This window comes from Rhodoferax sediminis, from assembly GCF_006970865.1.
GTDB lineage: Bacteria > Pseudomonadota > Gammaproteobacteria > Burkholderiales > Burkholderiaceae_C > Rhodoferax_A > Rhodoferax_A sediminis.
The window spans coordinates 2,510,245-2,536,452 of record NZ_CP035503.1; the positions used below are offsets into that span (position 1 = coordinate 2,510,245).

Consider the following 26,208-nt stretch of genomic DNA (forward strand, 5'->3'; position numbering starts at 1 on the left):
CCCTGCCTCGACTACGCTACAAAAGCCACATTCACCGCGTCTGCAAGAAATCGATCACGGCGGCGGCCGTGCGCGCGGGATCCTCTTCGTGCGGCATATGACCGAGGTCGGGAAAAATCACGAGCCGGCTGCCCGCGATGTCGTGGTGAAAGCGTTCGGCATCGCCGGGCGGAATCAACCGGTCCCGGCCGCCCCACAGAATCAGCGTCGGCAATTTGAGCTGCGCAACCCGGCTGGCGTCGGCGCTAAAGTCCATCTGGGAAAATCGCCGGGCCAGCGCACGGCGGTTCCCCGCCCGCACGGTCATGTCGAAGTAGCGGTCGACCAGCTCGGGCGTTACCCTGGAAGGATCACCATAGACATTGCGCAGGCTGGCCCTGACCAGGCTTCGCGGCGTGACAAATTCCATCAACCGATTGAGCCCGGGCAGCCGGGCGATCCGGAACCCGATCGGCACCGAGGTGGAGATGAACGGGAAGCCGCCGGCATCCACCAAGATCAGCCTGTCGATGCGCTCGGGCATGGCCAGGGCCGCCTCCCACGCCACATTGCCGCCAAGCGAGTTGCCGCCGAGCATGCAGTGCCGGATGGCCAGCGTGTCGAGCAGGGCGCCGACGAAACGGACATAGGTCGCGATCGTATAGTCCCCGTCGGGCGAGGGGCCCGTGAGGCCGAATGCAGGCAGGTCGAACGTGATGACGCGGCGCTTGTCCCCGAGGGCATGAACCCATCCCACCCAGGTGTGCAGGCTGGCCGAAGTCCCGTGAATCAGGACCATCGGGACCGGGTCGTCGCGCGGGCCCTGGTCACGCACATGGACCTGCATGCCCAGCAGCGGGATGAACCGGGATGGCGGCGGCGCCCAGCGCGCGGTGAGCGTGGCGAGCGGCCGCTCTGGCGCCCAGTTCGCCGCGACGATGCCGACCAGCAATGCTGCAACGACAAGCAGCAGGTCAATGATGATTTTGGTGTGGATGGTCATGCTCGTGAATTTGCGAATTCGGTGTTGACACACCGCTGGTGGTGAAGATCTTCGGCATCGCCTGAAAGAGCACGGGCCGCGGGTTTGTCTGGCGGCACGCGCCGCGCCTCATTGCGCCAGCAATGGGCGGGTTCAGAGCATGCCTTCGGAAACCAGGTGCTGATCGAGCCACAGGCGCAGGCTCATGAAGGGGCTGCCGCCCGGCTCGCTGTCCAGCACCTGGCCCGCATCCTCGCCCGTACCCACCCATTGCAGGCCGGCGCCGTCGGGTTTGAGCTCGACGCGGTAGACCCCTCCCAGGTCGTGGAAGTCGAACGCGCTCCGGATCCGCCGTGCCAGCTCGGGGCTGCGGACCATGACGCCCAGTTCGGTGTTGAGGTAGGCCGAACGTGGATCCAGATTCATCGAGCCCACCAAAACCGTCTTCTCATCGATCAGCGTCAGCTTGGCATGCAGCGCGCCGCGCGAGGAGCTGAACGGTACCCGAAATAGTTTGCTGCGCTTGATTTCGTGCGGGCTGAGCTCATACAATTCGACCCCCATGCGCAACATGCCGACGCGGTAGTTTCGGTAGCTCGAATCGACCACCGGCTCGTCGCTGGCGTCCAGGGAGTTGGTCACGACCCGGATCGCCACGTTGTGCTTGCGCGCTTCACGCAGATGCGCCATGCCGAGTGGCCCGGGAATGAAGTAGGGTGAGGAGATCAGGATCTCGGAGCGCGCCGCCTGCACCTGCTCGATGTACTTGCGGATCAGCAGCGCGGGAGCGTTGGCCGCCGCCCGCCCGGGATCGGCCTTGGACGGCGGATCTGCATAGGCGCCGGCCCAGGCCTTGATGAAATGAAGCTGCCCGCGGTCGATTTCCACGCCCAGCGGCGGCTCGCCATAAATGTCGACCGCGGGCACGTCGCCAGGCAGCGGTGCCAGTTCCGGCCGCACGGCGGCGTCGAACCTTTGCCGCAGGTCTTGCGCACTGTCGGGGCTCGCCACGATGGCGCGCAGCGGGTAGACCTCGTCGCTGTTCCAATAGGTGTCGAAAATCTGCGACAGCTCGTGCACCAGCGGGCCGGTGGCCAGCAGGTCGAAGTCCACGAAGTTCGCTTGCGAGCTTCGCAGAAAGTACTCGTCGGCGAGGTTGCGTCCGCCCACCAGGGCCATGGCACCATCGGCCAGGAACAGCTTGTTGTGCATGCGGTGGTTCAACCGCTTTAAGTCCGAGAGGAAATTCAGGTTGCGCAACAGCGGGTTGCTGTGGGCGAAGGTGAACGGGTTGAACAGCCGGATCTCGACGTTGGGGTAGCTCGCCAGCCCGAGCAGCAGCGGGTCCAGAGGAGCGGTATAGAGATCATCAAGCAGCAGGCGCACGCGCACGCCGCGCTGCGCCGCGTTGCGCAGGCTGCGCAGGATGAGGCGCCCGGTTTTGTCGTTGCCGAGCAGGTAGTACTGCAGATCGAGCGACGCTTGAGCCCGCCGGATCAGCTCCAGCCGGGTGTCCAGGGCAAACACGGACTGCGGCAGCGGGCGCAGCCCCGACTGCTCTTGCTCCGCAGGGTATTGGGCGGCGATCCGCCCCAGGGCGGTGGCGCTGGACGCCGGGATGGCCGTGGAGGACTCGCGCACCGCGGGCCGCTCGGGCAGGCTGCCGCACGCGGCCAGGGAAACCAGGAGCGCCGCCAGCAAGGCCCGAACGACCCATGGCCACGCCAAAAAGAGTCTGCCGCTCAAGAGACTGTTGCCGGGGCAGCGGAGCTGCATCAGACCCAGACCGCGAAGCGTTTCCATAGGGTTCCCACGCTGTGAAACCGCTTGAAAGATAGCCTGTAGAGCTCATGAATGCTATGTTCCACTTTTGAGATATTCATTTTGTACCCCCGTCTGTACCCCCGTTTTGACTTTGATACCCCCTGCTTTGGGGTTCAGAAAACTGAGCCTGGTTACGAGCCGCCAGCTTATCAAAGTGTGGAGCGGGTGGCGCTTGGTGACCACCAGCAGCTGGTTGGCATCCGCGCACCCGGCAGCCGTCGCGGCGGCTGCGGGCGTTCATAGACTGGGCCGCCGACGCGTTCGGCAGGTCGCCGCCCTCTTCCTGAGCAGGGTTGCGCGGCTTGGCGCTGGGCAAGCAGGGGGTCGGTGAACCTGTTCAAAGCTTCCCTCGCGACAGTCAGCTGATGGCCCGAACCGGGTGCTCATGATTTCCGGGTGACCGACTGCTCCCGCTGTAAAGCTGTCCGCTGCCTTGCGCGGCCTGACTATCGTTTACCGCCCGGCAACCGCATAGCGGCATATCGGCAAACGACAGCATCAGCGCCGCGCGCGCATTGCCGATTACATGACCTGGTAGTGACCTGTGTCAAGGCTCGATTTCTTGATTGTGCCTATAGTTTTTTAACCATTTCGGGAGTTTTGCATTGAATTGCATGACGCTGGTGCCGGCGCAATCGGTGCGCGGGCGCGGGTCAAGTTTTGAAATCGAGCCAAGGAGTGAAAAATGAAACTGAAGAATGTTCTCGCAGCCTTTGCGGCTACTGTGGCCTTGACCGGTGCGGCGGTAGCACAGCCCTACGGCATGGGGCCCGGGATGATGGGCGGCTACGGGGGTGGCTACGGCGGCATGGGGCCGGGGATGATGGGTGGCTACGGGGGTGGCTACGGCGGCATGGGGCCGGGGATGATGGGTGGCAGCGATGGCGGGTACGGAATGGGTCCTGGAATGATGTTCGGGTGCTCGAACGATGCATACGCGGGTCTGGATCTCACTCCGGAGCAGCAGAAGGCCATTGCGGGCATCCAGGAGCAGACCTCCAGGGCGATGTGGCAGTTCATGGGCACGATGCATGGACAGGGCTACCACATGCAGGGCATGTTCGGTCCAGGTCCACTCGACGAAGCAGCCGCGCGCAAGGCGTTCCAGGCCATGGCCGAGACGCAAAAGGCCATGTTCGAGTTGCAACTCGACGCGCGCAAGAAAATTGACGCCGTTCTAACCAAGGACCAGCGCGAGAAGCTGGGCCGCTACTGGCGCAGCCGCTGATACAGAGCGTGGTCAACAATGGGCTACGGCAATATGATGAATTGGGGTGGTGGCTGGGGTGGAGGTCACATGTTCGGCTTCGGACTTTTTGCATGGGTTGTGGTCATCGTCGGCATCGTGTTGCTGGTCAGATGGTTGAGCGGCGGAGGCCGGTCATCGGGTCGGCGCGATGAAGACCGCGCGCTGGCTATCCTGCGCGAACGCTATGCGCGCGGCGAGATCGACAAAGCGGAGTTCGATGCGCGCAAGCAGGATCTCAGCTGAATGAGATGCGCCATCTGGCGCCGTGCGACCGGTAACTGAGCAGAGCATTGCCGACAAAATGCCTCAAACTTTTGGCAAGTGACTTCAAAGTTCAGAATCGTTGAAGCAATGGTTTTGCCTTACACCCCCCCAAGTGAGGCACCGTCGAGTGGTTCGATTGCTGTATTGGAGTCTTTGTGGCATCGCGGCGCCCTCAACGGACTCACTGCGTAGTGAGCCGCTTCGGGCACGGCTGACCTGCCCATTGAAGCTGGCGTTTCTATTAAGGAATGATTTGTCATGGAAGTCGTCGTCTTAGGGTCAGGTTGCAGTAAATGTCACCGCACAGCTGGCTTGGTTGAGCGAGTCGCCAAAAACCTGAGTATCCCAGTCCATCTCACCATGAATGAAAGTAAGGAAGAACGCGAACGGCTCCGAATTCATGCCACCCCCGCCGTGACGGTCAACGGCAATCTCGTCCATAGTGGCGGCATCCCCTCCCACGAAAAAGTCGAAGTCTGGTTAAAGCCCAAACCATTGGATTTACTGAATCAGCCGACAAGGCACTTATTCTTCACGGGCAAAGGTGGTGTGGGTAAGACATCCCTGTCCACTGCGGTTGCACTTCATTTGGCAGATTGCGGCAAGAAGGTGCTTCTGGTCAGCACGGACTCGGCCTCCAATCTGGACGAAATGCTGGGCGTCACGCTAAGCAATCACCCCACCCCCGTCCCGGGAGCACCCGGCTTGTCTGTCTTGAACATTGACCCGGACGCTGCGGCTGAGGCCTATCGACAACGCGTCGTCGACCAAATGGCGCGAGACGCCACCACCGCAGAAATCTCGACCGTGCGTGAGCAGCTGTCCGGTGCCTGCACGACCGAGATTGCATCGTTCGACGAGTTCTCATCACTGCTTGCCGATAGAGACCAGGAGTACGACCACATTGTTTTTGACACCGCTCCGACCGGCCACACGCTGCGGCTGCTGAGCTTGCCCAAGGCCTGGAGTGGTTTTCTGGCCAACAATGACCAGGGTGCATCCTGTCTCGGACCGCACTCTGGTCTGAAGATGCAAGAAATTCGCTTCAAGGCTGCACTCGACGCGCTGTCCAATCCTGCTCTGACCTCCGTCGTCTTGGCGACGCGCCCCGACAAAGGCGCGATCGCAGAAGCTTCCCGGACCTCCGATGAATTGAAGGAGCTGGGTCTGAATAACCAGCGCCTGGTGGTCAACGGCGTGTTCCATGCGAGCAATAAAACAGATGAGGTCGCAAATGCCTTTGAAGCGCTGGGTACACAAGCGTTAGATGAGATGCCGGACAACCTGCGCGCTCTCCCACAAGACCAGGTTCCGCTGCGCGCCTTCGATACCGTCGGGCTCCCTGCCCTGCGTGCATTGCTCAATACCAACACCCATACAGCCACAAGCGACACGGCATTTACAGCCCCCACCATGAAGCACGGGATTGGCTTGGGCGCCCTGGCTGATGAACTGGCACGGGCCGGGCGTGGTCTCATCATGGTCATGGGCAAGGGCGGCGTGGGCAAGACCACGGTTGCCGCAGCCCTCGCGCTGGGGCTGGTTCAACGTGGAAAAACCGTGCATCTGAGCACCACTGACCCGGCGGCGCATCTCGCCGGTACGCTAGAGGGCGTGGTGGACGGCCTGCGGGTCGACCGGATTGACCCCATTGTTGAGACCCAGCGCTATGTCGACAAAATCATGGCGACCAAAGGTGCCAGGCTGAACGAGCAGGAGCGTGACTTGATGCTGGAAGACCTCAAGTCACCCTGCACCGAAGAAGTCGCCGTTTTCCATGCGTTTTCACGTATGGTGAGTGAGGCGCGCAGTGCTTATGTGGTGTTGGACACCGCACCTACAGGTCACTCGATGCTGCTGATGGATGCCACTGGTGCCTATCACCGCCAGATGATGCGTGAGCTCGAAAGCCACGGCTCAGCTCACTTGGTCACACCGTTGATGCGCTTGCAAGACCCCGAGTACACCAAGATTATTCTGGTCACGCTGCCGGAAACGACGCCAGTGTTACAAGCGAAAGTGCTGCAGGACGATCTGCGCCGTGCCAACATTGAACCTTTTGCCTGGGTCATCAACAAAAGCATTTTGGCGGCCGACACCCACGACCCATTATTACAAGCGCGTTTGACAGGTGAAGTCCAGCAGATGGAGAAGGTTGAACATGGCCTGGCCAAGAAAACCTACGTGCTGCCATGGCTGACGCGTCCGCCCATTGGCATGGAGGCGCTGGGCAGGCTGGTTGCTCAATCCGAGTAACCGGAACCCAGGACTGAGTGGAAGCTACTATTTAAGTGGATTGCCTGAAAGACGCCTGGATTCAACACGCTGCGGAATTGCGTGGTCCATTCCTGCTTTTTACAAAAACCGGAGAATCCAATCTAACACCAACTCGCGGCACCGGCCGCGGGCGATCGAATCAGCTCCTTGATGTTGGCTTCGATGACTCCATAGCCAACATTGCCGTACAGCTTCTGGCGTCCATTGTTGAGGATGTAGGTAGGGCTGCCCTGAACCATGAGCAGTTGTTGGTCACGATGGTCCGCCTCAAGGTCGGCAAATGCCACACCGCTTGACCCTATCCCATAAAACCTGACCATCCAAAAGCAGGAGCTCCCCATGAAACACTCTCTCCGCCTGCGCGTTGGTTTGCTGGCCCTTTCACTGGGCTTGGCTGCCCCGCCAATTTGGGCCGACGACGATTGTGATGCGCCAGTTGGGCGCTGGCAATCGCGCGAGGCTGTACGCCAGATGGCAACCCGGCAAGGCTGGCAGATCCAGCGGCTGAAGATTGACGACGGTTGCTATGAAATTCGCGGGACGGACAGCCAGGGCCGCAGCTTTAAGGCCAAGATCGACCCGGAAACCCTGAAGGTATTGAAGATGAAGCAAGGGGACCGCGAGCGTGATCGGGAACGTGACCGTGATCGTGAGCACGCCGCGCCATCGCCCCTGATTACCCCTGGCACCGCGCCGCGCGGCCAGATTGACTAACCGTTTCTTATCGGAGTATCACCATGTCCAAACCTCTTTTGACCACTTTGGCCGCCGCCTGCGCGCTGGCCTTGCCCGCCCTGGCGCACAGCCGCCAGGTCACGCTGAGCGCCCAGCTCAAGAACTATGGCGGCAACGGTGCCTACCTGGCCGCTTACCTGACCGATGCCAAGGGCGCCTATGCCGGCACGCTGTGGGTGGCTGGCGGCAAGGCCAAGTACTACAAGCACCTGTCCGACTGGAATCGACTCTCCAGCGGTGACGCCAAGCGCCTGAACGGCGTCACTGGCGCCAGCGTAGGCGCAGGGCGCACGCTCAAGGTCACGGCCAACTTGGCCGATGCCCTGATTGACGCGGGCTATGAAATCCACATCGACGCTGCCGCGGAAGACATGCGCGACAGCCCGTCGGAAATCCGCGTTCCGCTGTCCACCGGCAACGCCGGCAAACCGCAGGCCGGCAAGCAGTACATACAGTCGCTGACCTTCCAACTACAGTAAAGGACCAGCGCATGGACTGGAAGGCCATCCACCGCTGGCTGGGCCTGACGGCTGGCACCTTGGCTTTCGTGCTGGGCCTTACCGGCTCCATGCTGGCGTTCGACCCGGTGCAGCAGGCGTGGCAAGCACCCGCCGCACCACGCGACCTGTCAGTGGCCACGCTGGTGGAGCGCGTGACACGCACGGTTCCAGGCGCCGAGGAAATCCGCCACCTGCCCTCGGGGGCCATCGTGGTGTTCAGCTTTAACGGTGACCAGGCGCAGGCGTCTTATGTGAATCCGGCCAATGGTCAGGTGCTGGGCGCCTGGCAGCCTTCGGCGCCGCCGCGATGGGTGAAAAGCCTGCACCGCTCGCTGCTCCTGGGCGACGCCGGGCGCTGGGGTGCGGCGGGTATTGCGCTGGCTATAGGCTTGATGTGCCTGTCCGGCTTGGTGCTGCTGCTGCGCCGCATGGGCGGCTGGCGGCGTCTGGTCGCGCGGGTGCGTGGCTCGCTGGCCCAGCGCATCCACGTGGTTGTGGGCCGGGCGGTGCTGGCGCTGCTGCTCCTGACGTCGCTCACGGCGCTGACCATGAGCGCCTCGACCCTGGGGCTGGTCGCGCTGGACGCGGGGGCCGATCCTGATGTGGCCTCCGTGGTGCCTGGGGACACGGGCCAGACCGCCCCACAGTCACTGCCCGGCGCGCAACTTCCCATGCTGCAAGGCCTCTCCATACAGGACTTGCGCAAGCTCAATTTTCCGGACTCTGCTGACCCTGTAGACACCTGGAAGGTCCTCACCGGCCAGGGCGAAGTCTGGATTGATCGTTACTCGGGGCAGACACTGGCTTCGCAAGACACAACTTTTGCACAGCGCCTTTACGACTGGGCGCTGGTGCTGCACACCGGCGAAGGGGCCTGGCCTTGGGCGGTGGTGCTCGCCTTTGTGGGCGCCAGCGTGCTGCTGTTCTGGTGGTCGGGCGTTGTCATGTGGTGGCAGGCACGCCGCCAGGCGCCCCACATCACCGGCAACAGCCCGTTGACACAGGCCGACATGCTCATCTTCGTCGCCAGCGAAGGTGGAAGCACCTGGGGTTTTGCACAGGCGCTGCAGGACGCGCTGGCCTACAGCGGGCACCGCGTGCACACCGGCGCGCTGGAGCATTTCCAGACCACGGCCGCCACGCGGCAGGTGTTCATACTGGCGGCAACGTATGGCGAGGGCCAGGCCCCGGCGCACGCCAGCCAAGCCTTGGAGCGCATCGAAAAACTTGGCGCCAACTCCGTGCCGGTGACGGTGCTGGGCTTTGGTGACCGTCAGTATCCTGCTTTCTGTGGCTTTGCCGAGGCGCTGGAGCAGACCCTGCGCGCACAGGGCTGGACTGAACTGCTGCCGCTCGAGCGCATCCACCAGCAATCGGCCCAGCAGTTCGCGCGCTGGGGTGAAGCCTTGGCACAGGCACTGGGCGAGCCCCTGGTGCTGGACTATGTGCCGCGCGTGCCGCCCACCACCCCACTCACGCTCGTGGCGCGCCAGGCCTACCGCAAGCACAGCGGCGAGCCCACGGCGATCCTGCGCTTCGCGTGGCCCGCGCAGAGTGCGATGGAGCGCCTGCGCGGGAAGGGCCTGGCACGTTTTGCGGCGGGCGACCTGGTGGGCATCGTGCCGCCGGGCTCGGCCGTGCCGCGCTTCTACTCGCTGGCGTCGGGCTGGGCGGACGGGTTTCTGGAAATCTGCGCACGCCAGATGCCCGGCGGCCTGTGCTCTACGCACTTGCTGGGCCTGCAGGTAGGGGACAGCATCGCAGCCTTCATCCGCTCCAACCCAGGCTTTGCGTTGCCGCGCACGCGCCGGCCCGTGCTGCTGATCGGGGCGGGCACGGGTGTGGCGCCACTGGCTGGTTTCATCCGCCGCAACGACAGGCACACCCCCATGCACCTGTATTTTGGTGGCCGCGACCCGGCGCAGGATTTCTACTTTGGCCCCGAGATCCAGCGCTGGCTGGGCGAAGGGCGCCTGGCAAGTGTGCAGGCGGTGTTCTCGCGAGTCCCCGAAGGTGGTGGTTATGTGCAGGATGCCCTGCGCCGTGACGCCGAGCGCCTGCGCGGCCTGGTGGCCCAGGGCGCCCTCGTGCGTGTCTGCGGCAGCCGTGCCATGGCGAAAGGCGTGGCCGAGGCGCTGGACGCAGTGCTCGCGCCGCTACAACTGAGCGTGTCGAAGCTCAAAGCAAAGGAACGCTATGCCGAAGATGTCTTCTGAACCTGCTGCGCCCTGCAAACGCACCACCCTGCACGGCCCGACCATGGGCACGCGCTGGTCCGCCAGCATGGACGCCGAGACCATCGTGGATCTGAAGGCCCTGCGCCAGGACCTTGCCTTTGCGGTGCAGCAGGTGGACACACAGATGTCCCCCTGGAAGCCCGACAGCGACCTGGTGCGCCTGAACCGCGCGAGCGTGGATACCTGGGTGGACCTGCCCTTTGAGATGCTCGAGGTGCTGAGCTGTGCCATGGATGTCCAGCGCTTGAGCGCTGGCGCGTTTGATCCGTGCGTCGGGGCGCTGGTCGATGCCTGGGGTTTTGGCGCAGTGCGCGATGCACCTGACACCGAGGCGATCCGCGAAGCGCGCCAGGCTGCGGCGCGAACTACGCATGGGTGCCTGGAGCTCGACCACCCCGCAGGCCGCGCCCGCAAACGTGCCCCCTTGCAGGTTGACCTGTGCGGCATTGCCAAGGGTTATGCGGTGGACCGCATGGCCGCCGTGCTGCACCAGCACGGGGTGCGGCACGCGCTCGCGGCGCTCGATGGGGAGCTCCGCGCCGTGGGCAGCCAGGCCGGCGGTGCGCCCTGGGCCGTGGCGCTCGAATGCCCCGAGCCGGGGCGTCGCGCGGTGCGGGGGGTGCTCGAATTGGATGACCTGTCCGTGGCCACCTCGGGCGACTACCGGCACTACCTGGACGTGGGCGGTGCGCGCCTGGCGCACACCATGGACGCGCGCCGCGCCGCGCCGGTGAACAATGCTGTCGCCTCGGTCACCGTGCTGGCGCGCACCGCCATGCACGCGGATGCCTGGGCGACTGCCCTGCTGGTCGCCGGCCCTGGCGAAGGTCTGGCGATGGCGCAGCGCATGGGGCTGGAAGCGCTGTTTCTGCTGCGTCGCCCCGAAGGGCTCGTGGAGATGGGTCTTGGGCGGTTCGACTCTTCCACAATGCAGCAAGACGCTGTATGAAAGGCAGTTCACCATCGCAGTCACGGTCGGCCCCAGCGGCAGGCCGCCCCGCTACTTAAACAAGACCTGCTGGGAATCCTGCCGCTCATGCACTGCACCAAAGGCATCAGGGATCGTGCACTGCTGCTCCTCGGGTTCGCGGCAGCCCTGCGCCGGTCTGAGCTGGTGGCCCTGAATGTCGAGGACCTCCAGTTTGTGCGCGAGGGGATGATCGTCTGTCTGCGCCGCAGCAAGACCGACCCCGAAGCCGTAGGCCGCAAGATTGCCGTGCCTTGAGGTCGTGCCCAGGTAGCGATTGTTCTGAGAGTCGTTGACGCCCGTCTGACCACAGACGAGGCAGGCAAAGATTGCGCCGGTTGGCATGGATATTCAGTCCGAATTCCTTAGATGAATTGACCTACATCAAGGTGCGGAAATCGGGTAACGCGACACTGACAAAAACGACGATGGCTTCGCGCGGGGCCGGCGTTCGGATTGCCAAAATCAAACGAAAGCGTCTATGAAGAACCCGATCACCCCTACTGTCCTCGCCGCGCTTCTGGCAATGTCTTTCATCATGCCGGCATGGTGCGCCGATGCTGCCACCGACGCGGCACAGGTCACGCAACAGGCCAGCGAGATGCCCGCATTGGAAAGGGCCGCTGCACAGGCCGCGGGATGGAAGTCGGTGACTGTCCACTCCGCCGCCCACCAGCTTACGATCACTGTGACGGACAGCCCGCAGGCGAGCCCTGCCGAGCGCGAAGCCCAGGCTTCCAAGATGGTCGCCGCAATCGAAGCCCGGATTGAGAAGAAGCCTGCGTTCGCCCAGATCAGCGTCATCCATGTGGACTATGTGAAGCGTGCGGGCCAGACCACTTCTCCAGTGCAGGGCTTCGACTTTTACCAGACTCCCGCAGGAGCTTTCGTCCCGCACAAGTCGTGAGCGCCTTCCCTTGCCCGAAAGGGCCCATGAACGCACATGCACGGTCGGCGAAAAGGCCAACGATCAAGGGATCGCGGCCATCAGGCGGACGCTGATCGAAACCCGGGGAGTGCGCAGCGTCCACGACATTCGCGCGTGCAAGATGGGCGACATGATCGTGGTCGATGCGCATCTCGAGGTGGACGCCACGATCAGCGTTGAAGAGGGTCACGACATCGCGGTGATCGCACGCCAGCGCGTCCTGCCGCGGCACCGCGTGCTCAACCTGATGACGCACGTGGACCCGTGGCGCCGGCCGGAGCTGGACCACGCAGCGACGGGCTCGTCGCCCACGCAATGAACAACGCTTCGCCGTCGGCACAGGCGTTCTACGTCGACTGGGCCACCTGACCTGCGGGCGGAGAATGTGCACATGGCCTCCGCATCGCTTCTCTTCCTTGCCATCTTTGCCGTGAACGTCATGCCGGCCTTCGCGCCGCCGACGTGGATGATCATGTCCTATTTCGGCCTGCACTACCCGGACGCCAGCCCATGGGTGGCAGCGGGTGTCGCGGCGGTCGCCGCCAGTGGCGGCCGTGCGGTCCTCGCGCAATTCGCACAGCGCGTCGTGTGTAGTCGATTTGTCTCGCCCCAAATGCGGGCCAGCCTGTCCGAGGTCGCCCAGGAGATCGCGCGCCGGCGTACAGCCAGCGCCCTCGGTTTTTTGCTCTTCGCTTTCAGCCCCTTGCCGTCCAACGTGCTCTTCCTGGCCTATGGGCTGACGCGGGCGCCGTTGTGGCTCCTGGTTGGCCCCTTCTTCGTGGGACGGCTCGTCAGCTACGCGATTGCATTCGTCGGCGCATCCGCGCTGTCGCAGCATTTTGAGTTGGAGTTGAGCTTCTCCGATTCACTGCTGTATTTCGTGGCGACGCAGCTTGCGCTGCTCGTGATCGTCTACGGCTTCGCTAAAGTTGACTGGCGCAGAGTTCGAACCGAGCGCCGACTGCGATGGCTCTCGTGACGCAATGTGGGGGCGCGTACTACTCCTCGGGGTATGACAGTGGGCGTTCTCATTGGAGAACGGGGGTTATAAAATCAGACAAACCCAAAAACGACCCACCTGCACCGCATTTGTACCCCACGTTTGCGCTCGCAGTCAATATCGCGCTTTGTACACTCTTGCAGCGTAAGTGACTGATTTACCAATGAAAAAGGCCTCCAAGAATCGCTCCTTGGAGGCCTCTGTCTTACCTAGTTGTGAAACCGCTTGAAAGATAGCCTGTAATCCGCATGAATGCTAGATTTCAACTCTCAGATATTGATCTTGTTCCCCCATTTGTTCCCCCGCTTTGCCTTTGATACCCCGTTTCGGGGCTCCGCAAGCTCAACCCGACCTCTGGCCACCAACACATCAAAAAATAGATCAGGCTGTCGCTCGATTGCCGCGCTCGCCGGCCATGTGCACCTGTCTTACCGCGCCCGGCTGTCAGTGACCTTGTTCAAGCCGTGCCACGAAACGATCGCAGGCCAGGGCAATTCACCGTGCACAGCGATGACATCGCCTATGTGGCGTACTTTTCTCCACGTCCGCCATTTTCTTGTTTGATGGATTCGGCTGCGCCTAAGCTCGACGTGCGGTTGGCAGAAGATAAGCCGCGGCTATGTAATTCTTCTTCGTCCCAAGTCGACCACACCAGTAACCACAACTGCGCGCGAAATTGGTAGATCAATGAAACGAGCAGCCCTAGCACGGCGAATGAAAAAATAATTTTCAGAGGCGAAATGAATGGCTTCACCGGAATTTCAGGAGCCACCACAAAACGTGGCGTCTCCAGATACTTGACTTTTATGCTTGTGTATTGGCTCAGATAGTCAAGAAAAAGCTGCTTGTCATACCCTTCCACGGACTTCGACAATCTTGTTTGCACATCGGCAAGCAGTGCCACCATCAAATCCCGCCCGGAAAGCGAGGCTTGAGTCATTTTTCGTTGCGCCTCCAACATTTCACCTTCGGCACGAGACTGCATCAATCCGCGTGTGCTGCGTGCGATTTTCTCCTTGATATCCAAAACCTTGGTTTCAACAGCCGCCATCTGAGAGGGCAGAGGCATATAGCGCTCTCCACCGTCCCCAAGACTGATTACCTGGCGCGCCTCCAGCTTATTGACACTGGGATATTTCACAGAAATCCGCTTCAGCTGCCCAAGGCGCTCTTCCAGCATCGAGACGTTATATTTCTGCGCACCCTGTTCGGCCGCCGTCGAGTCGATGAACGCCTCACGGTCAGCCATAGTCTTTTTAATTTTCGCAATCAGCAATTCACGCAAGTTTGCATCAATGACGTAGGCTGCCAACAGCGCGGTTTTCTTTTGGGCTTCGTCTGGGGTGCTCGCCTTGGTGGTGATGCGGTAACCGATCAAGGCAGAGCCCTCGCCCAGCTTCAAGGCGTCACCCGCAAATTCTTTCAAGTCCGCCTTTGAAAACCGTAAAACAGGCTCAAACCAGTTGGACGGCCCAGCGACTACAGTTCCACGCAAAGCATCCATACGCACAACCAGGGCATCAGAAGTCCCCCCGTCCTTTCGATCGTGTTCGACGCTCAAAGCATATCGATCAAAATTTTGGGGGCTCCCGATGACCTCGGACATCACTTTGGACTCTTGAAGCGTAAGAGGAAAAGCGATGGAGGCCGTGGATTTATAGGAAAGGAGAGCGGTGTAGGCAAGAACTGCACCGAGTGCGGTGAAAGCCACCACAACGACGGATATCTTCCAAAATCGATTCAAGTTCGTCATATCCTCATCCCTGTTTAGCGCTCTTGGCATTTGGGTAATCAATTTGTAAGCTCGCTTCGCCTTTGATTCGCTTGTTGTGGGGCTCTGAAGATCTAGCCCAGCCACTGGCCACCAACCCATCAAAGATAGATCAAGCTGTCGCTTGATTGCCACGCCAGCCCCCTACCCCGCCAGCTTCTTTGCCACCAGCCTATCGACGGCCCGCTGCTGCGCCGCTGTAAGTGCGGCCCGCGCCTGCTCGGCATGAAACATGGCAAAGGCTATCCACGTCGACCAATGGCCCGACACACCAGCCAAGCAAACCGCCTGGGCGGTGTTCGAGCGACTGGCACAGTTGGAGCCGGCCAGCGACATAGAGCCCCATATCTGGCGCTTTACCCCGGAGGCTCAAGCCTTGTTTGCGGAGTGGATTGTTCCCTTTGAAACAGAGCTACGCGGCGATGCGCTGCACCCGGCGATGGTGTCGCACCTGGCCAAATACCGAAAGCTGATCCCGGCGCTGGCGCTGGTGTTCGCCTTGATTGACACATCGGACACGGGCGGCGTGATTGGCGAGCGCGAACTGATCCGGGCGCTGGCCTGGGGCGAGTACCTGCGCACCCATGCCAACCGGCTATACGCGGTGGCGGTGATTCCTGAATCAACGGGCGCACAAGCGCTGCTGGCAAAGATCAAGGGCGGCAAGCTGTTGGACACATTAGCGTGTCGAAAAATATTTTTTCACAGCTGCCGTTACCGAGCCACTACGGTCACTTCTCGGCTCATGGTGTCGCGCAACAGCCACGTTGTCACTTCAAGCTGACCCAGTAGCGGGATGAGGTGGCTGCTCGCAGGCGACTAAAGTCCTTTGCCTGATTACCAGCATCTTCCTCAGTGGGGGCAATCTGAATCAAGGCCACCAGAAAAGACAAAGGGGTTAGCAGGTACCTACCGGCTAACCCCCGTCAATAATGGTCGGTGTGAAAGGATTCGAACCTTCGACCCCTTGCACCCCATGCAAGTGCGCTACCAGGCTGCGCCACACACCGACAAGCCTTAAATTATAACCGGCCCCTCAGTACGCAACGGACAGAAGATCGCGGATTTCGAACAGTTCGCGGCGCACCAGTTGCAGTTTTTGCGAGACCAGCGCGTCCTCTTCGGCGGGGGTGCTGTCTTCGAAGTCGACAAAGTCCGGGTCCTCGACCTCCAGCACCTCGACGCCGTCGAGCATGACCTCGCCGTTGCGGCGTTTGTCGCGCTCGACCTGGACCAGTTCCTGCAGCTTGTTGCGCGCGCCGCTGATGGTGAAGCCCTGGTCGTACAGCAGATCGCGGATGCGGCGGATCATCAGCACCTCATGGTGCTGGTAGTAACGGCGGTTGCCGCGCCGCTTCATGGGCCGCAACTGTGTGAACTCCTGCTCCCAATAACGTAGCACATGCGGCTTGACGCCACACAGGTCGCCGACCTCACCGATAGTGAAGTAGCGTTTGGCGGGGATGGAAGGGAGGGATTTCTCCATTGAAATCAATATGGTACGCGAGAAACCTGCAAGGTTACTCTAAGTCAGCTCGCGGTGCAAAGACTCATCTACCCCGTTCCGCGGAATTGACGCAAGTGTTGCTTTAGTTCACACCGGCGCCGGCAGGTCACCCTGGATCTGTTCCTTGAGCTTGTGGCTGGCGTGAAAGGTCACCACGCGCCGCGCCTGGATCGGGATCGCCTCGCCGGTGCGCGGATTGCGCCCGGGACGCGGAGCCTTGGTGCGAATCTGAAAATTCCCAAAACCGGAGATCTTGACGTCCGTGCCCTCGACCAGGCTGTCGGCCATCAAGGTGAAGAACGCGTCGATCATGTCCTTGGATTCGCGCTTGTTCAGCCCGATCTGCTCGAACAGCAACTCCGCAAGCTGCGCTTTCGTCAAGGCCGGGGTTTCGAGACTATCGACCTCAAATTCCATGGTGTCCTCCTTTAGGGATTTTTTGTTGTGACTTTCAAATGCGGGTCAGGCCCGCAGGCGGGCACCAAACTGGCTGATCAGCCGCGCAATGATGGCCTGCACCTGCGCCTCGATCTGCTCGTCGGCGAGTGTGGCCTCGTCGCTGTTGAGGGTCAAGCGCACCGCCAGGCTTTTCTCGCCCTCGTTCATGCCGCCGCCGGACTGTTTGGGGCGGTATACGTCGAACAGGGTGGCACCGCGCAGCAAGCCACCCGTTGCGGCGGCGTAGATGGCCTCGATGAGCGCGGTGTGCGTCACCTTCTCCGGCACGATCACGGCAATGTCGCGCACCACGGCCTGGTATTTGGCCACCGGCTTGAACACGGGCACGTCACGCGCCAGCACGGCATCGAGCGCCAACTCGAACAGGACGGGCGCCTGCGCCAGGTTGTAGCCCTGGCGCCATTTGGGATGCAGTTCGCCGACAAAACCGATGGTCTCGCCATTCACCAGCACCCGGGCGCAGCGTCCCGGATGCAGGGCCGGATGCTCTGCGGGCTCGAAGGTCGCGCGCCGTGGCGCCAGCAGCGCCTCGATATCGCCTTTGACGTCGAAAAAATCGACGCCTTGTTCTTTACGGCCCCATTGCAGCGCGTCGGTGCCGCCGTAGGCCAGGGCCGCCACGCGCATGGGCTGGTCGAAACCTTCGACAGTGGTGTCCGTGCTCTTGACCGATGCGTCGCGCAAAAACACGCGGCCCACTTCAAACACGCGCACCCGCTCCGCCTTGCGGTCCAGGTTGAACTTCAAAACTTGTAGCAAGGAGCCCAGCAAGGACGAGCGCATGACGCTCATCTGGCTCGCAATCGGATTCTGCAGCTTGATCGGATTCGGGTTGCCGGCCAGTTCATGCTCCCAGCGTTCTTCGACGAAGCTGAAGTTGATGGTTTCCTGATAACCCAGCCCCGCCAAGGCGCGGTGCACCGCGAAAGGGCCGCGCTGGGCCTCAAGGCGAACGCGGGCGGTGATCGGCGCCAGCGGCGGCGTGGTGGGCAGGTTGTTGTAGCCGACCATGCGCGCGACTTCTTCGATCAGGTCTTCCTCGATCTGCAGATCGAACCGGTACGAGGGCGGCGTCACGGTGAGCGTGCCCTCGCCTGCCACGACCGGCAGCCCCAGGCGTTTCAATGCGTCGGCACACTGCGCCTGCGTCAGCGGCATGCCCAGGATCTTGGCGGCGCGCGCCACGCGCAGCGTCACGGGCGACGATGGGGGCAGATTGACCTGCGCATCATCAATAGGGCCGGCCTCGCCGCCGCAGATGTCGATGATCAGCTGCGTGATGCGCTCGAGGTGCTCCACCGTCAGGCCCGGGTCCACACCGCGCTCGAAGCGATGCCCCGCCTCGGTCGAGAAGTTGTAGCGGCGCGAGCGCCCGGCAACCGCCTTGGGCCACCAGAAGGCGGCCTCCACATACACATTGCGGGTGTCGTCGGACACCGCCGTGGCGTCGCCGCCCATGATGCCGGCGAGCGACTCGGGCTGCAGGTCATCGGCGATCACGCCGACCTTGTCGTCCACGGTCACGGTGCTGCCGTTGAGCAGCTTGAGCTGCTCGCCGGGCCGGCCCCAGCGCACATCGAGCCCGCCATGGATTTTGTCCAGATCGAAGATGTGGGTCGGACGGCTGAACTCGAACAGCACGTAATTGGAAATATCGACCAGCGCCGTCACGCTGCGCTGGCCGCAGCGCGCCAGACGGTCCACCATCCAGGATGGCGTGGCGGCTTGGGTATTGACATTGCGCACGATGCGGCCCGAGAAGCGGCCGCACAAATCGGGCGCGCTGATCTTGACGGGCAGCTTGCCCTGATGACGCACCGGCACGGGCGGGAAGGTCGGGGTCTTGAGCGGCGCGCCGGTCAGCGCCGACACTTCACGCGCCACGCCGTAAATGCTCAGGCAATGCGCCAGATTGGGCGTGAGCTTGAGCGTGAACAGCGTGTCGTCGAGGTCCAGGTGCTGGCGGATGTCCTGGCCCACGGTCGCGCTCGCGGCCAGTTCCAGCAGGCCGCCATGGTCCTCCGACAGCTTGAGTTCGCGGGCCGAGCACAGCATGCCCTGGCTTTCCACGCCGCGCAGCTTGCTTGCCCGGATCACAAAGGGTTTGCCATCTTCGCCGGGCGGCAGCTCTGCCCCCACCAGCGCGCACGGCACCTTGATGCCGGCACGCGCATTGGGCGCACCGCAAACGATGTTCAGCAGCGCGCCCTGCCCGACATCGACCTGGCACACGCGCAGGCGATCGGCATCGGGGTGCTGCACCGCTTCCCTGATCTCGCCCACCACGATTTTGGTGAACGGCGGCGCCACGGGCCTCAGCTCTTCGACCTCGAGCCCGGCCATGGTCAGGGTCTCGGCCAGTTGCTGCGTGGTGAGCGGCGGGTTGCAGAACTCGCGCAGCCAGGATTCCGGGAATTGCATCTTGGGGTTCCCTTGTTGTTATTGAAATTGCGACAGGAAACGAATGTCGCCGTCAAAGAACAGGCGCAGGTCGTTTACGCCATAGCGCAGCATGGTCAGGCGGTCCGGCCCCATGCCGAAGGCAAAGCCGATGTAGTGCTCGGGATCCAGCCCCATGTTGCGCACCACGTTCGGGTGCACCTGGCCGGAACCCGCGACTTCGAGCCAGCGCCCGGCCAGCGGACCCTGCTGGAACTGGATGTCGATCTCGGCGCTGGGTTCGGTGAACGGAAAAAAGCTGGGGCGGAAACGCAGCACCAGATCCTCACTCTCGAAGAATGTGCGGCAAAAGTCCGTGAACACGACCTTGAGGTCCTTGAAGCTCACGTTCTCGCCAATCCACAGGCCTTCGCACTGGTGGAACATCGGCGAATGCGTGGCATCGCTGTCCACGCGGTAGGTGCGCCCCGGCGCGATCACGCGGATCTCCGGCATGCCCGCGACACCCGTGTCGCCTTTTGCTTTTGCCGCGTCGATGCGCGCGCGGTGCTTTTTGACATGCTGCACCGCATAGCGGATCTGCATCGGGCTGGTGTGCGTGCGCAGCAGATTCGGCGCCGCCTCGGTGCCGCCTTCGACATAAAAGGTGTCGTGCATGGAGCGCGCCGGATGGTCCTCGGGCGTGTTCAGCGCGGTGAAGTTGAACCAGTCGGATTCGATTTCGGGGCCTTGCGCCACGTCGAAGCCCATGGAGCCGAAGATCGCCTCGATGCGCTCCAGCGTCAGCGACACCGGATGCAGACCGCCCTGCCCGCGCTGGCGGCCCGGCAGGGTCACGTCCAGCGCCTCGGCCTTGAGCTGCGCCTGCAGCTCTGCATCAAGCAGTGCCTGGCGCCGCTCGCTCAAGGCCGCCTCGATCGCCTGCTTGGCCAGGTTGATGGCCGCGCCGCGCGACTTTTTCTCGTCCACGCCCAGCGCCGCCATGCCCTTCATCAACTCGGTGATGCGCCCGGATTTGCCCAGAAACCGGGCCTTGGCGTTTTCCAGGTCGGCCGGGGTGGCCGCCTGCGCGAAGCCGGCCCTGGCGCTCTCGACTAATGCATCCAACTCGTTCATAAATTCTCTTGTCAATGAAAAAGGGCCAGTGCCTTTTCAAGCTCCAGCCCTTGTTTCCGTTGCCCTGGAAGCTATCAAACCGATAGCAACCCCGCGTGAACTCAAGCAGCCAGCTTGGCCTTGACCTGCTCCACGATGTTGGCAAAAGCGGCCTTGTCGTGCACCGCGATGTCGGCCAGCATTTTGCGGTCGACCTCGATCGCGGCCTTCTTCAGGCCGTTGGCGAACTGGCTGTAGGTCAGGCCGCATTCACGCGCAGCGGCGTTGATACGGGCGATCCAGAGCTGACGGAACACCCGCTTGCGGGTACGACGGTCACGGTAGGCATATTGCCCGGCCTTCATCACCGCTTCTTTGGCGATGCGGAAGACATTGCCGCGGCGGCCGCGGAAACCCTTGGCAAGGGTCAGAACTTTTTTGTGGCGGGCGCGAGCCGTTACACCACGTTTGACGCGAGGCATGTGAGTACTCCTTGTTCGTCGTTGGTTAAATGCCAGTGCCTGGCAGCATCTGTGCCATGTGACCCATATTGGTCTCATGCACCGCGATGGAACCACGCAGATGGCGTTTGTTCTTGGTGGTCTTCTTGGTCAGGATGTGACGCTTGAAGGCTTGACCGCGCTTGACGGTGCCACCGGGACGAACGCGGAAACGCTTTTTCGCGCCGCTCTTGGTCTTCATTTTGGGCATGTGAATGCTCCTTCTTCGTTGTGCTCGTGAGGCGTCTGCAAACCGATCGCAGACTTGTTGGCCCCGAGCCACTTTTTGCGGCGAGCGTTAGCCCACCACTTTTTGGCAACTCACCGGTGACCAGACCGGCAAGCCGCAAATTCCTTACGTCGACGCCGTCTGCGGCGCCGCTGCCGGCTGCTGCTGCGTGGCAGCGGGTTGCGCTGGCGCCTCTGACGCCGGCTTTGCCACTACCTTCTTCTTGGCCGGCGCGATCATCATGATCATCTGGCGCCCCTCGAGCTTGGGAAACTGCTCGACCACGATCAGATCCACCAACTCGTTGCGAATGCGCTGCAGCAGCGCCATGCCGATATCCTGGTGCGTGATCTCGCGGCCGCGAAAGCGCAGCGTGATCTTGCATTTATCGCCTTCCGCCAGGAAGCGCCGAATGTTGCGCATCTTGATGTTGTAGTCGCCATCGTCGGTGCCGGGGCGGAACTTGATTTCCTTGATCTCGATGACCGTCTGCTTGGCCTTCGCGTCCGCCGCCTTTTTTTGTTCCTGGTACTTGAACTTGCCGTAGTCCATCAAACGACAGACTGGCGGGTTCGCTGTGGCCACAATTTCAACCAGATCCACGTCCAGCTCGCCCGCCATGCGCAGCGCTTCCATCAGGCTGACGATGCCCAACGGCTCGTTCTCGGGCCCGGACAGACGGACTTCCGGGGCCATGATTTCACGGTTCAGGCGGTGTTTGCGCTCTTCGCGGTGGCGACGATCACGAAATTCGGTAGCGATAGTTCAAATCCTTCACATCATTTACTACAAAAAATGTAGCTAACACCGTACAGTCCACGCGGACAAGCGGCTGTTTTTATTCAAATCAGCCTTTGCATACCTGCAAATCAACGCTTGTTGGCAATGTCACCGGCGATGAGTTGCGCGAACGCATCGAGGGACATCACGCCGAGGTCAGCATTGCCCCGGGCGCGCACTGCGACGGCACCTGCTGCCTTCTCCTTGTCACCCACGACCAGGATGTAGGGCAGCTTTTGCATCGAATGCTCCCGTATTTTATACGCAATTTTCTCGTTGCGCAGATCCAGCTCGACCCTAAGCCCTTGATTTTTCAGCGCTTTGACCACGTCCCGGGCATATTCGGCCTGCGCATCGGTGATATTGAGCACAGAAACCTGCACCGGCGCGAGCCAGGTGGGCAGCGCGCCGGCGTGTTCTTCGATCAGGATACCGATGAAGCGCTCCAGACTGCCGACGATGGCCCGGTGCAGCATGACGGGCCGGTGCCGCGCGCCGTCCTCGCCCACGTACTCGGCGTCCAGCCGCTCGGGCATCGAGAAATCGACCTGCATGGTGCCGCACTGCCACTGGCGGCCAATCGCGTCTTTCAGCGTGTATTCGATCTTCGGGCCGTAGAAGGCGCCCTCGCCCGGAGAAATCTCGAAGTCGCAGCCCGAGGCACGCAGGCACTCGATCAGCGCGTGCTCGGCCTTGTCCCACACTTCGTCGGAGCCGATGCGCTGTTCGGGTCGCGTTGCCACCTTGTAGATGATGTTCTTGAAGCCGAAGTCCGCGTAGACCTTCTGCAAGAGCGTGGTGTAGGCGACGCACTCGGACAGGATCTGGTCTTCGGTGCAGAAGATGTGGCCGTCGTCCTGCGTGAAACCGCGCACGCGCATGATGCCGTGCAGGCCGCCCGAGGGCTCGTTGCGGTGGCACTGGCCGAATTCGCCATAGCGCAGCGGCAGGTCCCGGTAGCTCTTGATGCCCTGCTTGAAGATCAGGATATGGCCCGGGCAGTTCATCGGCTTGAGCGCATATTCGCGCTTTTCCGACTCGGTCGTGAACATGTTCTCGCGGTACTTGTCCCAGTGCCCGGTTTTTTCCCACAGGCTCTTGTCGAGCAGCTGCGGGCCCTTGACTTCCTGGTAGCCGTTGTCCTGGTAGACGCGGCGCATGTACTGCTCGACCCCCTGCCATATCGTCCAGCCCTTGGGGTGCCAGAACACCAGGCCCGGCGCATGGTCGTCCACATGGAACAGGTCGAGTTCGCGGCCCAGCTTGCGATGGTCGCGCTTTTCGGCCTCCTCCAGCATCGTGAGGTACTGCTGCAGTTCGTCCTTGGTGGCCCAGGCCGTGCCGTAGATGCGCTGCAGCATCTCGTTGCGGTGATCCCCGCGCCAGTAGGCGCCGGCCACCTTCATGAGCTTGAAAAACTTGAGCTTGCCGGTGCTCGGCACGTGCGGGCCGCGGCACAGATCCTCGAAGCTGCCTTCTCGGTACAGCGAGACGTCCTCGCCGGCCGGAATGCTGGCGATGATCTCGGCCTTGTAGTGCTCGCCAATGCCCTTGAAGTACGCGACCGCCTCGTCGCGCGGCAGCACGCGGCGCGTCACGGGCTCGTCCCTGGCGGCGAGCTGCGCCATGCGCTTTTCGATCGCTGCCAGATCGTCGAGCGTGAACGGGCGCTTGTACGAGAAGTCGTAGAAAAAGCCGTTCTCGATCACCGGGCCGATGGTGACCTGCGCCTCGGGAAACAGCTCTTTGACCGCATAGGCCAGCAAGTGGGCGGTCGAGTGGCGGATCACCTCCAGGCCGTCGGCATCCTTGGCCGTGATGATGGACAGCGCAGAGTCCTTGTCCAGGCGGTAGCTGGTATCCACCACCTTGCCATCGACCTTGCCGGCCAGCGCGGCCTTGGCCAGCCCGGCGCCGATCGATGCCGCCACGTCGGCCACCGTCACCGGGCCGGAAAAGTCGCGTTGGGAGCCGTCGGGGAGCGTGATCTGAATCATGATGTTTGAACTTGTAAAAAAATAAAGCGCGGTCCATGCCGCGCTTTACTACGAATTTTATAGCTGAATGCGCCCAAGGCGCGCGGACTAGCGACCTTTTTGGCCTGTAAACCTCGTCGGTGTAGTTCGCGGTGTCATAACCGGGTGCCTTTCTCGCTCTTGTGGGGTTGGCAGTTCGCCTGCTTATTCGGTTGCAATTTTAACCTGTTGTCAGGCAGGGGGCTGCGGACGGCTGTTAGTATCGCCCGCTATGCGTAAATCCGCCATCCCCGTTCTTGCGGTGCTGACGCTGGTCCTGGCCGGCTGCAGCAGCGCACCGCCGAGGCCCGACGTGGCAGCGCTCTCGCCCTCAACGACTCAGCCGGCGCAGGCACTGGCCGCAACTCCACCGACCGCAGGCGACGACAGGTCTGATGCCGCCACGGCGGCCGACGCACCAGCGGCAGCCGTGGTCCCGACGGCGCAGCGTGGCCTTGCGAGCTGGTATGGTCCCCGCTTCCATGGCCGGCGCACCGCTTCGGGCGAACGCTTTGACATGCATGCGCTGACCGCGGCCCACCTCAAACTCCCGCTGGGCAGCTACGCCCGTGTGACGCTGCTGAGCAGTGGCAAGAGTGTGGTGGTGCGCATCACCGACCGGGGCCCGCACGCGGCGCACCGCGTCATCGACCTGAGCCGGGCTGCCGCCGTTCAGCTCGGCCTGCTCAAGCGCGGCGTGGGCGAGGTCGCGGTGCAACAGGTCGCCCCGCCCGATCAGGTCGCCCTGGCCGGCCAAGCCAATTCGGCCGAGTAAGCGGGAGCGCAAAAAAGCCCGGCACCTTGCGACACCGGGCTTGATGGGCCCGCCGACAAACCGGCGGGCGATGCGCCAAAGACGCTCAGTGGAACTGCTCTTCCTCGGTGGAGCCGGTCAGTGCCGTCACGTTGGACTTGCCGCCCTGGATGGTGGTGGTCACGTCGTCGAAATAACCGGTGCCGACTTCCTGCTGGTGTGACACGAAGGTGTAGCCGCGTTCGCGCGCTGCGAATTCGGGCTCCTGCACTTTCTCGATATAGGCCGTCATGCCGCGCGCCACGTAGTCCTGGGCCAGATCGAACATGTTGTACCACATGTTGTGAATGCCCGCGAGCGTGATGAACTGGTATTTGTAGCCCATCGCGCCGAGCTCTTTCTGGAACTTGGCGATGGTCGCATCGTCCAGGTTTTTCTTCCAGTTGAACGACGGCGAGCAGTTGTAGGCCAGCATCTTGCCGGGGTGCACCTTGTGCACGGCGTCGGCAAACTTCTTCGCAAAAGCCAGGTCGGGCGTGCCGGTTTCGCACCACACCAGGTCGGCGTAGTGAGCATAGGCCACGGCGCGCGAGATGGCCTGGTCGATGCCCTTCCTGGTCTTGTAAAAACCTTCGGCGGTACGTTCGCCGGTGAGAAACGGCTTGTCGTTCTCGTCGTAGTCGCTGGTCAGCAGGTCGGCCGCTTCGGCGTCGGTGCGGGCGATCACCAGGGTCGGCACGCCGCTCACGTCGGCCGCCATGCGCGCGGCGATGAGTTTTTGCACCGCTTCGTTGGTGGGCACCAGCACCTTGCCGCCCATGTGGCCGCATTTCTTGACCGACGCGAGCTGGTCTTCGAAGTGCACGCCGGCCGCACCTGCCTTGATCATCGCCTTCATCAGCTCAAAGGCGTTCAGTACGCCGCCGAAACCGGCTTCGGCATCGGCCACGATGGGCGCGAAGTTGTCGATATAGCCCTTGTCGCCCGCATCGATACCCTTGGCGTGCTGGATCTCGTCGGCGCGGCGGAAGGTGTTGTTGATGCGCTCGACCACGGTCGGCACCGAATCGACCGGGTACAGCGACTGGTCTGGGTACATGGCGGCGTAGGAGTTGTTGTCGGCGGCGACTTGCCAGCCCGACAGGTAGATGGCCTTGATGCCGGCCTTGACCTGCTGCATTGCCTGGCCGCCGGTGAGCGCGCCCAGGCAGTTGACGTAGGCCTCGGTGTTGACCAGGTCCCACAGCTTTTCGGCACCGCGACGCGCCAGCGTGTGCTCGATCGGGAACGAGCCGCGCAGGCGCACCACCTCGGTGGCGCTGTAGCCGCGCTTGATGCCCTTCCAGCGCGGATTGGTGGCCCAGTCTTTTTCCAGGGCAGCAGCTTGTTGTTCGCGGCTCAGTTGTTCGGTCAGGGATTGCGGCATGGATCTCTCCGTTGGTTGATTGAAAAAGTAGCGTCATCGGTGCCGGGGTATGGGCGATGTCGGTGCACTGATTCTAAGTCTTGTACAAGACTAAATTCACTCTTATGTCTTATAGAAGACGCAAAATTATTTCCAATAAAATCAATAACTTGCAACCAAGAATCCACAATACAAAAATCAAACTCTCATATTGAGAAATTATTTTGCGACGCAGCAATTTCATAATTTGCATTGTGAAATGACATTTGCGATATATGAAAACGACCCGCGGCTGAAACCCTCCTCCTGACACTGTTCGATCCGGACCAGTCGCCCGCCGCCGATGCACAC

Annotated in this window: 24 protein-coding genes, 1 tRNA gene and 2 pseudogenes; 12 read left to right on the forward strand and 15 right to left on the reverse strand. The window is 62.0% G+C overall.

Annotation, left to right across the window (positions count from 1 at the left end):
• Window positions 1–31 precede the first annotated feature (31 nt).
• Both EUB48_RS12085 and EUB48_RS12090 read right to left on the reverse strand, forming a co-directional pair.
• Window positions 32–982 (reverse strand): alpha/beta fold hydrolase, encoded by a 951-nt coding sequence (locus EUB48_RS12085; protein ID WP_142819355.1) that lies wholly within the window; start codon window positions 980–982, stop codon window positions 32–34.
• A 132-nt stretch (window positions 983–1,114) separates the two neighbouring features.
• Entirely contained in the window at window positions 1,115–2,764 is a 1,650-nt protein-coding gene (locus tag EUB48_RS12090) for a phospholipase D family protein (protein WP_142819356.1), read from the reverse strand.
• A 706-nt stretch (window positions 2,765–3,470) separates the two neighbouring features.
• On the opposite strand from EUB48_RS12090, the gene EUB48_RS21385 reads away from it, so the two are divergent.
• The 3 genes from EUB48_RS21385 (at window position 3,471) to arsA (ending at window position 6,554) form a co-directional block, all read left to right on the forward strand.
• Window positions 3,471–4,013: a Spy/CpxP family protein refolding chaperone gene (locus EUB48_RS21385; protein WP_168226745.1), complete on the forward strand. Its 543-nt coding sequence runs from the start codon at window positions 3,471–3,473 to the stop codon at window positions 4,011–4,013.
• A 69-nt stretch (window positions 4,014–4,082) separates the two neighbouring features.
• Window positions 4,083–4,277 carry an SHOCT domain-containing protein gene (locus EUB48_RS12100; RefSeq protein WP_244618183.1) on the forward strand — a complete coding sequence of 65 codons (195 nt, stop codon included), beginning with the start codon at window positions 4,083–4,085 and terminating at the stop codon, window positions 4,275–4,277.
• Window positions 4,278–4,556: 279 nt separating this feature from the next.
• On the forward strand, window positions 4,557–6,554 hold the full coding sequence (gene arsA, locus EUB48_RS12105) for an arsenical pump-driving ATPase (protein ID WP_142819357.1): 1,998 nt from the start codon (window positions 4,557–4,559) through the stop codon (window positions 6,552–6,554).
• A gap of 122 nt (window positions 6,555–6,676) precedes the next feature.
• Here arsA and EUB48_RS12110 read toward each other — a convergent pair whose 3' ends face one another.
• Complete coding sequence (locus EUB48_RS12110; protein WP_210411626.1) at window positions 6,677–6,862, reverse strand: hypothetical protein; 186 nt, start codon at window positions 6,860–6,862, stop codon at window positions 6,677–6,679.
• Between the two features lie 52 nt (window positions 6,863–6,914).
• Here EUB48_RS12110 and EUB48_RS12115 point away from each other — a divergent pair, with 52 nt between their 5' ends.
• From EUB48_RS12115 to EUB48_RS12130, 4 genes are read left to right on the forward strand one after another with little or no spacing between them, the layout of a single operon-like run.
• Window positions 6,915–7,289, forward strand: a complete 375-nt coding sequence (locus EUB48_RS12115; RefSeq protein WP_142819358.1) for a PepSY domain-containing protein — start codon at window positions 6,915–6,917, stop codon at window positions 7,287–7,289.
• Between the two features lie 23 nt (window positions 7,290–7,312).
• Window positions 7,313–7,789, forward strand: a complete 477-nt coding sequence (locus EUB48_RS12120) for a DUF2271 domain-containing protein (protein WP_142819359.1) — start codon at window positions 7,313–7,315, stop codon at window positions 7,787–7,789.
• Between the two features lie 11 nt (window positions 7,790–7,800).
• The gene (locus tag EUB48_RS12125) at window positions 7,801–10,026 is read left to right on the forward strand and encodes a PepSY domain-containing protein (protein ID WP_142819360.1); all 2,226 of its coding nucleotides are present in this window, start codon (window positions 7,801–7,803) and stop codon (window positions 10,024–10,026) included.
• The gene (locus tag EUB48_RS12130; protein ID WP_142819361.1) at window positions 10,007–10,996 is read left to right on the forward strand and encodes an FAD:protein FMN transferase; all 990 of its coding nucleotides are present in this window, start codon (window positions 10,007–10,009) and stop codon (window positions 10,994–10,996) included. The genes EUB48_RS12125 and EUB48_RS12130 overlap by 20 nt, the downstream gene beginning before the upstream one ends.
• 51 nt (window positions 10,997–11,047) lie before the next feature.
• On the opposite strand, the gene EUB48_RS21710 is transcribed toward EUB48_RS12130, so the two are convergent.
• Window positions 11,048–11,359 carry a hypothetical protein gene (locus EUB48_RS21710; protein WP_244618184.1) on the reverse strand — a complete coding sequence of 104 codons (312 nt, stop codon included), beginning with the start codon at window positions 11,357–11,359 and terminating at the stop codon, window positions 11,048–11,050.
• 136 nt (window positions 11,360–11,495) lie between these two features.
• On the opposite strand from EUB48_RS21710, the gene EUB48_RS12140 reads away from it, so the two are divergent.
• The 3 genes and pseudogenes from EUB48_RS12140 to EUB48_RS12150 all read left to right on the forward strand — a co-directional run bounded on the left by EUB48_RS12140 (window position 11,496) and on the right by EUB48_RS12150 (window position 12,921).
• The gene (locus EUB48_RS12140; protein WP_142819363.1) at window positions 11,496–11,921 is read left to right on the forward strand and encodes a hypothetical protein; all 426 of its coding nucleotides are present in this window, start codon (window positions 11,496–11,498) and stop codon (window positions 11,919–11,921) included.
• 70 nt (window positions 11,922–11,991) lie between these two features.
• A pseudogene (locus EUB48_RS12145) lies at window positions 11,992–12,261 on the forward strand (cation transporter dimerization domain-containing protein); the annotation flags it as partial.
• 72 nt (window positions 12,262–12,333) lie between these two features.
• Window positions 12,334–12,921: a hypothetical protein gene (locus tag EUB48_RS12150; protein ID WP_142819365.1), complete on the forward strand. Its 588-nt coding sequence runs from the start codon at window positions 12,334–12,336 to the stop codon at window positions 12,919–12,921.
• A gap of 541 nt (window positions 12,922–13,462) precedes the next feature.
• Here EUB48_RS12150 and EUB48_RS12155 read toward each other — a convergent pair.
• Window positions 13,463–14,695 carry a hypothetical protein gene (locus tag EUB48_RS12155; protein ID WP_142819366.1) on the reverse strand — a complete coding sequence of 411 codons (1,233 nt, stop codon included), beginning with the start codon at window positions 14,693–14,695 and terminating at the stop codon, window positions 13,463–13,465.
• Window positions 14,696–14,945: 250 nt separating this feature from the next.
• On the opposite strand from EUB48_RS12155, the gene EUB48_RS12160 reads away from it, so the two are divergent.
• Complete coding sequence (locus EUB48_RS12160; protein ID WP_142819367.1) at window positions 14,946–15,497, forward strand: DUF3987 domain-containing protein; 552 nt, start codon at window positions 14,946–14,948, stop codon at window positions 15,495–15,497.
• Window positions 15,498–15,646: 149 nt separating this feature from the next.
• Here EUB48_RS12160 and EUB48_RS12165 read toward each other — a convergent pair.
• From EUB48_RS12165 to thrS, 9 genes and pseudogenes are all read right to left on the reverse strand, one after another.
• Window positions 15,647–15,723: transfer RNA gene (locus tag EUB48_RS12165), tRNA-Pro, on the reverse strand.
• 26 nt (window positions 15,724–15,749) lie between these two features.
• Window positions 15,750–16,199, reverse strand: a complete 450-nt coding sequence (locus EUB48_RS12170; protein WP_142819368.1) for a MerR family transcriptional regulator — start codon at window positions 16,197–16,199, stop codon at window positions 15,750–15,752.
• 108 nt (window positions 16,200–16,307) lie between these two features.
• Window positions 16,308–16,652: pseudogene (locus EUB48_RS12175) on the reverse strand (integration host factor subunit alpha); the annotation flags it as partial.
• A 30-nt stretch (window positions 16,653–16,682) separates the two neighbouring features.
• Window positions 16,683–19,100, reverse strand: coding sequence for a phenylalanine--tRNA ligase subunit beta (pheT, locus tag EUB48_RS12180; RefSeq protein WP_142819370.1), 2,418 nt, complete (start codon window positions 19,098–19,100; stop codon window positions 16,683–16,685).
• Between the two features lie 18 nt (window positions 19,101–19,118).
• Complete coding sequence (gene pheS, locus EUB48_RS12185) at window positions 19,119–20,195, reverse strand: phenylalanine--tRNA ligase subunit alpha (protein ID WP_142819371.1); 1,077 nt, start codon at window positions 20,193–20,195, stop codon at window positions 19,119–19,121.
• A 101-nt stretch (window positions 20,196–20,296) separates the two neighbouring features.
• Window positions 20,297–20,656 (reverse strand): 50S ribosomal protein L20, encoded by a 360-nt coding sequence (gene rplT, locus EUB48_RS12190; protein ID WP_077562246.1) that lies wholly within the window; start codon window positions 20,654–20,656, stop codon window positions 20,297–20,299.
• A gap of 25 nt (window positions 20,657–20,681) precedes the next feature.
• Window positions 20,682–20,885, reverse strand: coding sequence for a 50S ribosomal protein L35 (gene rpmI, locus EUB48_RS12195; protein WP_077562247.1), 204 nt, complete (start codon window positions 20,883–20,885; stop codon window positions 20,682–20,684).
• A 144-nt stretch (window positions 20,886–21,029) separates the two neighbouring features.
• Window positions 21,030–21,665 carry a translation initiation factor IF-3 gene (gene infC, locus EUB48_RS12200; protein WP_142819372.1) on the reverse strand — a complete coding sequence of 212 codons (636 nt, stop codon included), beginning with the start codon at window positions 21,663–21,665 and terminating at the stop codon, window positions 21,030–21,032.
• A 107-nt stretch (window positions 21,666–21,772) separates the two neighbouring features.
• Complete coding sequence (gene thrS, locus EUB48_RS12205) at window positions 21,773–23,680, reverse strand: threonine--tRNA ligase (RefSeq protein ID WP_142819373.1); 1,908 nt, start codon at window positions 23,678–23,680, stop codon at window positions 21,773–21,775.
• Window positions 23,681–23,930: 250 nt separating this feature from the next.
• On the opposite strand from thrS, the gene EUB48_RS21860 reads away from it, so the two are divergent.
• Window positions 23,931–24,473, forward strand: a complete 543-nt coding sequence (locus EUB48_RS21860; protein WP_142819374.1) for a septal ring lytic transglycosylase RlpA family protein — start codon at window positions 23,931–23,933, stop codon at window positions 24,471–24,473.
• A gap of 85 nt (window positions 24,474–24,558) precedes the next feature.
• Here EUB48_RS21860 and aceA read toward each other — a convergent pair whose 3' ends face one another.
• Window positions 24,559–25,878 carry an isocitrate lyase gene (gene aceA, locus EUB48_RS12215; protein ID WP_142819375.1) on the reverse strand — a complete coding sequence of 440 codons (1,320 nt, stop codon included), beginning with the start codon at window positions 25,876–25,878 and terminating at the stop codon, window positions 24,559–24,561.
• Between the last annotated feature and the right edge of the window lie 330 nt (window positions 25,879–26,208).

Coding starts and splice junctions, on each gene's coding strand:
- EUB48_RS12085 (WP_142819355.1), bottom strand. CDS start 982: ATGACCATCCACACCAAAATCATCATTGACCTGCTGCTTGTCGTTGCA.
- EUB48_RS12090 (WP_142819356.1), bottom strand. CDS start 2,764: ATGGAAACGCTTCGCGGTCTGGGTCTGATGCAGCTCCGCTGCCCCGGC.
- EUB48_RS12155 (WP_142819366.1), bottom strand. CDS start 14,695: ATGACGAACTTGAATCGATTTTGGAAGATATCCGTCGTTGTGGTGGCT.
- thrS (WP_142819373.1), bottom strand. CDS start 23,680: ATGATTCAGATCACGCTCCCCGACGGCTCCCAACGCGACTTTTCCGGC.
- EUB48_RS12160 (WP_142819367.1), top strand. CDS start 14,946: ATGGCAAAGGCTATCCACGTCGACCAATGGCCCGACACACCAGCCAAG.
- pheT (WP_142819370.1), bottom strand. CDS start 19,100: ATGCAATTCCCGGAATCCTGGCTGCGCGAGTTCTGCAACCCGCCGCTC.
- pheS (WP_142819371.1), bottom strand. CDS start 20,195: ATGAACGAGTTGGATGCATTAGTCGAGAGCGCCAGGGCCGGCTTCGCG.
- EUB48_RS12120 (WP_142819359.1), top strand. CDS start 7,313: ATGTCCAAACCTCTTTTGACCACTTTGGCCGCCGCCTGCGCGCTGGCC.
- EUB48_RS12130 (WP_142819361.1), top strand. CDS start 10,007: ATGCCGAAGATGTCTTCTGAACCTGCTGCGCCCTGCAAACGCACCACC.
- aceA (WP_142819375.1), bottom strand. CDS start 25,878: ATGCCGCAATCCCTGACCGAACAACTGAGCCGCGAACAACAAGCTGCT.
- EUB48_RS21710 (WP_244618184.1), bottom strand. CDS start 11,359: ATGCCAACCGGCGCAATCTTTGCCTGCCTCGTCTGTGGTCAGACGGGC.
- EUB48_RS21860 (WP_142819374.1), top strand. CDS start 23,931: ATGCGTAAATCCGCCATCCCCGTTCTTGCGGTGCTGACGCTGGTCCTG.
- rpmI (WP_077562247.1), bottom strand. CDS start 20,885: ATGCCCAAAATGAAGACCAAGAGCGGCGCGAAAAAGCGTTTCCGCGTT.
- EUB48_RS12125 (WP_142819360.1), top strand. CDS start 7,801: ATGGACTGGAAGGCCATCCACCGCTGGCTGGGCCTGACGGCTGGCACC.
- rplT (WP_077562246.1), bottom strand. CDS start 20,656: ATGCCTCGCGTCAAACGTGGTGTAACGGCTCGCGCCCGCCACAAAAAA.
- EUB48_RS12140 (WP_142819363.1), top strand. CDS start 11,496: ATGAAGAACCCGATCACCCCTACTGTCCTCGCCGCGCTTCTGGCAATG.
- EUB48_RS21385 (WP_168226745.1), top strand. CDS start 3,471: ATGAAACTGAAGAATGTTCTCGCAGCCTTTGCGGCTACTGTGGCCTTG.
- EUB48_RS12170 (WP_142819368.1), bottom strand. CDS start 16,199: ATGGAGAAATCCCTCCCTTCCATCCCCGCCAAACGCTACTTCACTATC.
- EUB48_RS12150 (WP_142819365.1), top strand. CDS start 12,334: ATGGCCTCCGCATCGCTTCTCTTCCTTGCCATCTTTGCCGTGAACGTC.
- EUB48_RS12100 (WP_244618183.1), top strand. CDS start 4,083: ATGTTCGGCTTCGGACTTTTTGCATGGGTTGTGGTCATCGTCGGCATC.
- arsA (WP_142819357.1), top strand. CDS start 4,557: ATGGAAGTCGTCGTCTTAGGGTCAGGTTGCAGTAAATGTCACCGCACA.
- EUB48_RS12115 (WP_142819358.1), top strand. CDS start 6,915: ATGAAACACTCTCTCCGCCTGCGCGTTGGTTTGCTGGCCCTTTCACTG.